Source organism: Neoluteolibacter marinus, assembly GCF_014904755.1.
Taxonomy (GTDB): domain Bacteria; phylum Verrucomicrobiota; class Verrucomicrobiia; order Verrucomicrobiales; family Akkermansiaceae; genus Haloferula; species Haloferula marina.
Genome location: NZ_JACZFQ010000296.1, coordinates 1 through 311 on the forward strand (window position 1 = coordinate 1; position 311 = coordinate 311).

Below are 311 nucleotides of genomic sequence, written 5' to 3' on the forward strand. Positions count from 1 at the left end.
GTCTGGATCATGGAGATGCCGTCCTTGTCCCGTGAATCGAGGACGGGCGTGGTGAGGCTCAGGACCCACAGTGCGGCGCTGAGCAGCGATAGCACTCGCGAGGCCAGGACCACGGTCGTCAGCCTCGAAGAGCCCGCTCAAGCGGGATGCTGCCGTCCTGCCACGGGGTCAGCACCCACACGAGCGCGTAGGCGCCCACGCCCAGCACAGGCAGCAGGAACGAGGCGAGCAGCAGCGCGCGGACCACCCACACGTTGATCCCGAGCCGCGCGGCGATCGCGCCGCCGATGCCTCCGGCGAGCCGCTGCGGT

The 311-nt window shown here is 70.1% G+C and carries 1 protein-coding gene; it reads right to left on the reverse strand.

Annotation, left to right across the window (positions count from 1 at the left end; genetic code table 11):
- Window positions 1–118: 118 nt before the first annotated feature.
- On the reverse strand, window positions 119–311 hold a 193-nt coding region (locus tag IG178_RS24925; RefSeq protein ID WP_193215262.1), incomplete at its 5' end, for a PspC domain-containing protein.